Consider the following 6285-nt stretch of genomic DNA (forward strand, 5'->3'; position numbering starts at 1 on the left):
GGGTCTCAAGCACTTTAGCGGCAGGAGTCGTTAAAACAAACAGCTCAATACGACGGTTTTCGCTAGAATCTGGCTCATCAGGATTAAGCAGCGCTCTATCTGACATACCCGTTACCTGCATTACTCTATCATCCGGCATACCGCCTTCAACTAACGTATTTCTTGCTACGTCTGCTCGAGAGGCTGATAACGCCCAGTTAGATTGACGACCAAAACGCTTTTTAAATGGAATTGCATCTGTGTGTCCGCTGATGATCAGAGGGTTGTTAACACGATGAAATACAGGTGCTAGTGCGAGCAGTAAATCTTCAAAAAAAGGAGTAAGTTCTGCACCACCACGGCTGAACATATGCTGTTTGTAATCATCTTGAAGGACGATACGCAAACCTTGTGGTGTCACCGTGACGTTTACATTTCCCTGCGCATTAATTTGGGCAGTCATTTGCTCAATTACTTTCGCTAGTGCGGCAAGTTGCTCTTGAGTATCGAAGTTACCAGGAATCAAAGAATCAATTTCTGGTCCATCCCCATCACCTTTGAAGTAAGAGCTTACCACATGGTTGGAGTTGTGTTTACTTGGCACAGAAGAGTCCTGTGCCAAGTCGATAGGAGAAATACTTTGTGACGTATCAAATGGGTTGCCGTAACTCTTGTCGAATACGCTTGAACTATGCAAGTGGGCAACAATCGCTTTACGCTCTTCTTTGTCTACCACCTGCATAACCCAAAGTACAAGAAACAGCGCCATTAGGGCGATCATGAAGTCAGCAAACGCGACTTTCCACGCGCCGCCATGAGACGACTCATCATGGCTGTATACTTTGGCACGTTTGAACACTACATGCTCTTGTTTTTGCATTATCCCTCCTGTTCAGCTAACCACTTCTCCATTTGGTTGAATGTTGGTTTGATGTCTAGCTGAATATGTTTACGACCAGCGTCAATGGCGAGCAATGTCGGCTTTTTCGCTACGTAGGCAACCAAGGTTGCACGAACGCACTCAAAAGCAGTCATATTACGTTTTACTCGCTGAGCCATGGCGTTACTTAGTGGATCTAAGCCACAGTAACAACCGAAAATACCAATGAATGTACCAACGAGAGCTGCCGCAACGTGATACCCAATCATAGCGATTGAGCCATCAATAGCTTGCATGGTGATAATGATGCCACCAACTGCTGCAAGAATACCGAAGCCAGGTAGTGCTTCTGCTGTACGCTGTAGTGAGCGTGAAGGTAAAAGCATTTCGTTCTGTATTGCTTCGATTTCTTGCTCTAGCAGTCCCTCTAATTCATGAGGCGACATCTGTCCCATTGCCATTAAACGTAAATTGTCAGTAATGAAAGAAATTAGGCGATGATCTTCTGCGATCGTCGGGTAAGCGAGGAACATAGAGCTTTGCTCCGGAGCCTCAATATGAGAATCCAGAAACTTGTATCCGCGGTTTCTCGCTGTCTCTAGCAAGTTGTTGAGTAGTGCCATTAATTCCATGTAGTACTCATGCTCTTCTGTTGGACCTTTAATGGTCGCTGGCACTTGGCGACGCATTTCTTTTAGTACATGAGGCGGATTACCGATGATCAAAGAACCAGCAGCGGCGCCAATAATGATAAGGAATTCGGCTGGCTGCCAGATAGCACCTAAGCTACCACCGGCCCACATATATCCACCGAAGACGCACACCAGGATAGTGAGCACTCCAAAAAACTTTTGCATCTTGTGACTCCTAAGAGGACATTAATTGGTTGAGTTGTTTCAGCGCTTGTTTGTGAAGCTGACATATACGAGGTGGTGTCAGATCCAATACCAGAGCTATTTCGTGTAAGTTGAGTTCATGTTGATAGAACAGAGTCAGGAGCAGTTGATCGCGCTTAGGTAACTTACCCAAAGCACTGTCTAAACTACGACGAATATGTTCATGTTCCATGCCATCGTATTGTCCGCCAATGTAGCTATCACCGCTGCTCTCCATCAGTTGGTCAAGGCTTTGCATCTCGCCTGCGAGAGCGGCATTTTGGCGGTTGTAATAATCTTGCTCATTCGTCCCTAAAGCCTGGATGATTTCGGCATCCGTTGGCATTCGACCTAACGTTCGAGTGAGATCTCGAGTCACGTCGTTGAGCTCGTGGGCTTGTTGACGAGTCTTACGTGAACGCCAATCTAGTCGGCGTAATTCGTCTAAAATAGCTCCCCGAACTCGACAAACGGCGAAAGCAGGAAAGTGAGGATCGTCAACATCGCCATATCGGCGTCCAGCCTCGACTAGAGCGATAAGGCCTATCTGCTGCATATCTTCAATACTACAGTGAGAAGTGGCATGAACGCGCAGCTGGTTAACTACGCGTTTTACCATGACCTGATGACGTTGTAGCAATGCGTTTTCATCAATTGGTCGTGACGGTGTTGTCACTTCCTCTTCTGTGGTGTAAGTGTCTTGTACATTCATGTCTAACATGGTTGTGCTCCGTTATTGCACAACATATTTAGTCAACAAAACATCGTCGATTTCTCGGACGATGTCTGTTTTAGCAAAAGCGAGTAGAAGCGTTTGCTTCACTTCGTCTTGCAGAATATCGATGGCACCCGCTTGCTGTAACTGATCAAACGTTTTGTCGCTAAACAGTTTTAATAGAGAGTTTTGTACCATAGGCATGTATTCATCGATCTCTTTGATACGCTCTGGACGGCGTGTCTCAATTGCCAGTTCTAGCATCACAAAGTGAGTCTGTTTCTTGCCTTTAACGGTCAAAACGACTTTGTCCAAAGGATGGAAGCTAGGACCTTTACTTGTCGGTTGTTCTGTGACCAAAAAAGACAGTGGAGAGTCTTCGATCAGTGAACCAGAGTCAGGTGACTCTTGAGCGTGTTTGTTTAAGTACCAGATTCCGCCCATAATTGTGACGGCCGAAACGAGGGCACTGGTGATGATCATGGCGATAAACAGGGCGATCATTTGTTGTTTGGTCATAACCTTTTTCCTCGAAGATTCACTAAGCTTGAGTGCTTAGCCAGTGTTCTGAATAGTTAGTTGTTGTCGTGGTTTGGAATGCACCAGATTCTCGTGCGGCGAAAATATTGGCGTCTTCTTCGTTTGCATGTGGGTCATTTCGACCTTGGTTTTGATCAGAGCCAACATTGACATCGACATGAACGAAGTTTTGCTCTTGTAACTCAGTACGCAATCGTTCCGAAACTTGCATTAAAGCTTCTCGTGTTGCTGCGGCATTGGCGTTGATGTGGACACTTAATCGGTCACCTTCAACACGTACAAGTAAATCCAGTTTCCCCAAGTCTGGTGGGTCTAGGCGGATTTTTGCTTCTTGTACATTTTGTTGAGCTTGGAGCGTCACGCGATCATGTAAAACTTGCATCATTTGCTCCCCCCACTTTCCGGCAGTGGTATCAACACGCACCGCTGCCCACTCAGAGCCTTGAGCTTGAACATGACTCGTCGCAACCGGTGAATGTGCAGGTTGTGTTGTAGGAGCTTGTGCTTGAAGTAGAGAGGCGGTTGGTTGCCCTTGAACAGGTTGATTCAAAAGAGTTTGAAACTCAGCACCGGAGATAGGCAAACGCGAACTCGATGAAGTCGGCAGACTTTGCTTCACATCTTGTTTTGATGATGTGTTTAACATGGCGTTAGGCGAATCTTGAGTAACAGACTTAACTTCGCTCGCAGCCATTAAAGATGACGCTTTTCCTAGTTTCTCAGCCTGCTTCTCTGCCATGGTAATCATACCCTGGGTTAAAGCTTGAGCTTGCGCTGCAAGATCAGTCGATTCTGTTAACCCTGGTGTACTGGTCAAGTTGGCATCCGGATCTGAAGCTGAGCGGTCATCAGTATCAAAACCATGACTTTGTACTTTGTTTGCGCTGTTCAAAGTAGAGGCCGTAAGGTGAAAACTCGGTACCGCTGACGCAGAGTTAAAGTCTTGCTCACCATTCTGCTTGTTCACTGATTTAAAACCATGAGAAAAGCCGTGTACCGAGTTCGCTTGCTTGATGTGACCCTCATTGTTAGCTGGCGAATTACCCGAGTGCTGAGTTGAAGAAGGTATGATCATTGAGTTAGCTCCATGGTCATTGCTAATTGATAGGCCATAGCGCGTTCTTGATGGTCATTGACCATGTTCATCTCTTTTTTCAACTCGTTGGTCGACTTCTCTAATACTGCGAAGGCATTAGCGTGCACTGTTTTCGCTCGCTGGATTTCAGGTGCAAGCTTAGGATCTTTCAAAAAAGGCTTGTGACTGATCAAAAGCTCTCGCAACTGCAAGTCGTACCGCTTGAGCGCATGCCAATCGGCCGTTTTTGCGGCGAACTGGATGAGCTGAGATAAATGACGGAATCGCTCTGGCGATACTTTATGCTTGTTGTCCAAAATTCATCCAACCTTCACGAATGTTACCCATTACACGCTCAACGTTAACCAAGCGATTTGCATCGTTTTGCACGCTAGCGTAATAAAGTTCGACTTGGCAGAAGTCATACAGCTGGCGTAGGTTTTCCGCAACTTCACCGCCGTTTTCATCATCTAAAGCACTTGTTAGTCCAATCAAGATGTTCATGCATTTGTTGATTCCATTCCCTTTCTCGGCCAAACGATTTGCGGCTAGGTGGCCGCGAATACGTTCAACTTCATCGAGTAGGCCATCGATTAACATGATGACCAATTGGTGTGGATTTGCTGCTGCCGCTTGAGCGTCGAGATCGACTTGTTGGTACGAATCGTAACCAGAATCCATAAGCATGAATATTTCTCCTAAATTTGGAACCAAATGTCTTATTTTTGAGCATTAAACATGGACATGGTTTGGTTCATTTGGGTCATAATTGAATTCATTTGAGTGAATTGTTTGAGATAGCGGTTGTACGACATTTCGTACTTACGCTCTAAATTGGTTTGTTTATCTTTGATTCGGTCTAAGCTTGACTGTATTGCGTCTTTACGCGTGCTGAAGGTACCTGATGAGAACTTCAAGAAAGGCTCTACCATCGCGTCAAGAGAATCTAGCAAAGCGTCATCCCCATTAAACAACGCCTCTAAGCCTGCGCTGTTTGTTTGTTGAGCTTCTTTGAACTTTTCTTGATCAACTTTCATTTTACCGTTGCGGTCTAGGCTCACGCCGATTTCGCTTAGGCGCATACCATTGTGTTCACCTCGGATTAACCCCGTTAACTGACTCTCAATAGAACGCAATGTCGAGTCGCTAGCGAGCACGCCGCGTTTCTGATCTTCACCGCCAATTTGGGTGTACTGATCGATAGTAGAAACAAGGGCATTGTAGGTTTCCACAAACTTATCTAGTTGTTCTTTAGTGCCTTCGCTATCAGCTCCAATTTTTAAACCGATTGGCGAATCTCCCGCGGCTTGCGGTTTAGATACGGTAATGTCAACACCGTCGATGACACCTTCAAAAGTATTACTTGCGTTGGTTAGTTTCAGGCCTGAGTCTTTTGCACCTAGCCACATAACCGCATCTTGCGGAGCGTTAATTTGCTTGAGGTTGGTGAAGGCGTCTTCAAACCACGCTTGGCCAGTACCCGCTGCAGATACGTTGATCTTATTTTCGACACCAGTCTCAGTGCTCGATAGCATAAAGTGTGTTTGACCATTCGAGCGAACTAGAGTGGCGTTAACGCCAGGGTTATCCGTGTGATTGTTAATCGCACTGGCTAAATCGCTGATCGTTGCAGTGCCGTCACCATTAACATCAACGGAGGACAAGTCTAGAGTCATTGTTTCACCGTTGATGGTGAATTCTAAAGATCCAGTTGTTGGTACTTCTGTCGTTGCCTCAAGGTCTGCAGGCATACCTGTAGATACTTGATGCGCCGTTGCCACTTTTTCTACAAAAATCTGATAGTTACCCGTTAGCGCTTTAGCATCCGCGTTTGCAGTAAAGTTACCTTCTTGAGAGAGTGTCGCACTGTTTTTGATGATGCTGTTTGTGCTGTTATTCATCTCTTTCATTGCAGTACGAAAATCACGTAGTGCGCTTTCAACTTTATTAAAAGCTGACAGTTGTGACTGGTACACATTAGCTTGCGCTTGGTAACGGTTTTTGAATGGGTTTGTGTCCAATTGTGCGAATTGGGTTGCCATTTTTACTGGGTCTAAAGAACTCATGAGGTGTGCTCCTCTCATCTCTTATTGGCTTGAATACTTTGAATGCTACGCCTTAGTTTAATTATCAGTGGCAAGATGCGTGCCGTATATTAAATTCAATTAAAACAAAGGTTTAAAGCTATTTTGTTTTCTTGGGAGGAAGTGGTGTTTCCACC

8 protein-coding genes are annotated in these 6285 nt (G+C 45.4%); all 8 read right to left on the bottom strand.

Translation table 11 applies throughout. From position 1 onward, the window contains the following. The coding region (locus CAG68_RS11870; protein WP_161441183.1) for a flagellar motor protein MotB at window positions 1–859 on the bottom strand (859 nt) is incomplete at its 3' end. Beyond that, complete coding sequence (motA, locus tag CAG68_RS11875; RefSeq protein WP_005375006.1) at window positions 859–1716, bottom strand: flagellar motor stator protein MotA; 858 nt, start codon at window positions 1714–1716, stop codon at window positions 859–861. The genes motA and CAG68_RS11870, both read right to left, overlap by 1 nt. Window positions 1717–1726: 10 nt before the next feature. Beyond that, a complete protein-coding gene (locus CAG68_RS11880) occupies window positions 1727–2455 on the bottom strand; it encodes a FliA/WhiG family RNA polymerase sigma factor (protein ID WP_005375008.1) in 729 nt (242 codons plus the stop codon). Window positions 2456–2467: 12 nt separating this feature from the next. Beyond that, a complete protein-coding gene (locus tag CAG68_RS11885) occupies window positions 2468–2968 on the bottom strand; it encodes a flagellar basal body-associated FliL family protein (protein ID WP_005375011.1) in 501 nt (166 codons plus the stop codon). A gap of 22 nt (window positions 2969–2990) precedes the next feature. Continuing rightward, a complete protein-coding gene (locus tag CAG68_RS11890; RefSeq protein ID WP_161441184.1) occupies window positions 2991–4064 on the bottom strand; it encodes a flagellar hook-length control protein FliK in 1074 nt (357 codons plus the stop codon). Then, the gene (locus CAG68_RS11895) at window positions 4061–4381 is read right to left on the bottom strand and encodes a hypothetical protein (RefSeq protein ID WP_005375013.1); all 321 of its coding nucleotides are present in this window, start codon (window positions 4379–4381) and stop codon (window positions 4061–4063) included. The genes CAG68_RS11890 and CAG68_RS11895 overlap by 4 nt, the downstream gene beginning before the upstream one ends. Then, window positions 4365–4751, bottom strand: a complete 387-nt coding sequence (gene fliS, locus CAG68_RS11900) for a flagellar export chaperone FliS (protein WP_161441185.1) — start codon at window positions 4749–4751, stop codon at window positions 4365–4367. Before fliS ends, CAG68_RS11895 begins: the two co-directional genes overlap by 17 nt. 32 nt (window positions 4752–4783) lie before the next feature. After that, complete coding sequence (gene fliD / locus CAG68_RS11905; protein WP_161441186.1) at window positions 4784–6130, bottom strand: flagellar filament capping protein FliD; 1347 nt, start codon at window positions 6128–6130, stop codon at window positions 4784–4786. Window positions 6131–6285 lie beyond the last annotated feature (155 nt).

Origin of the sequence: Vibrio sp. V42_P2S4T144 (genome assembly GCF_009904715.1) — a bacterium.
In the GTDB taxonomy this organism is placed as follows: domain Bacteria; phylum Pseudomonadota; class Gammaproteobacteria; order Enterobacterales; family Vibrionaceae; genus Vibrio; species Vibrio alginolyticus.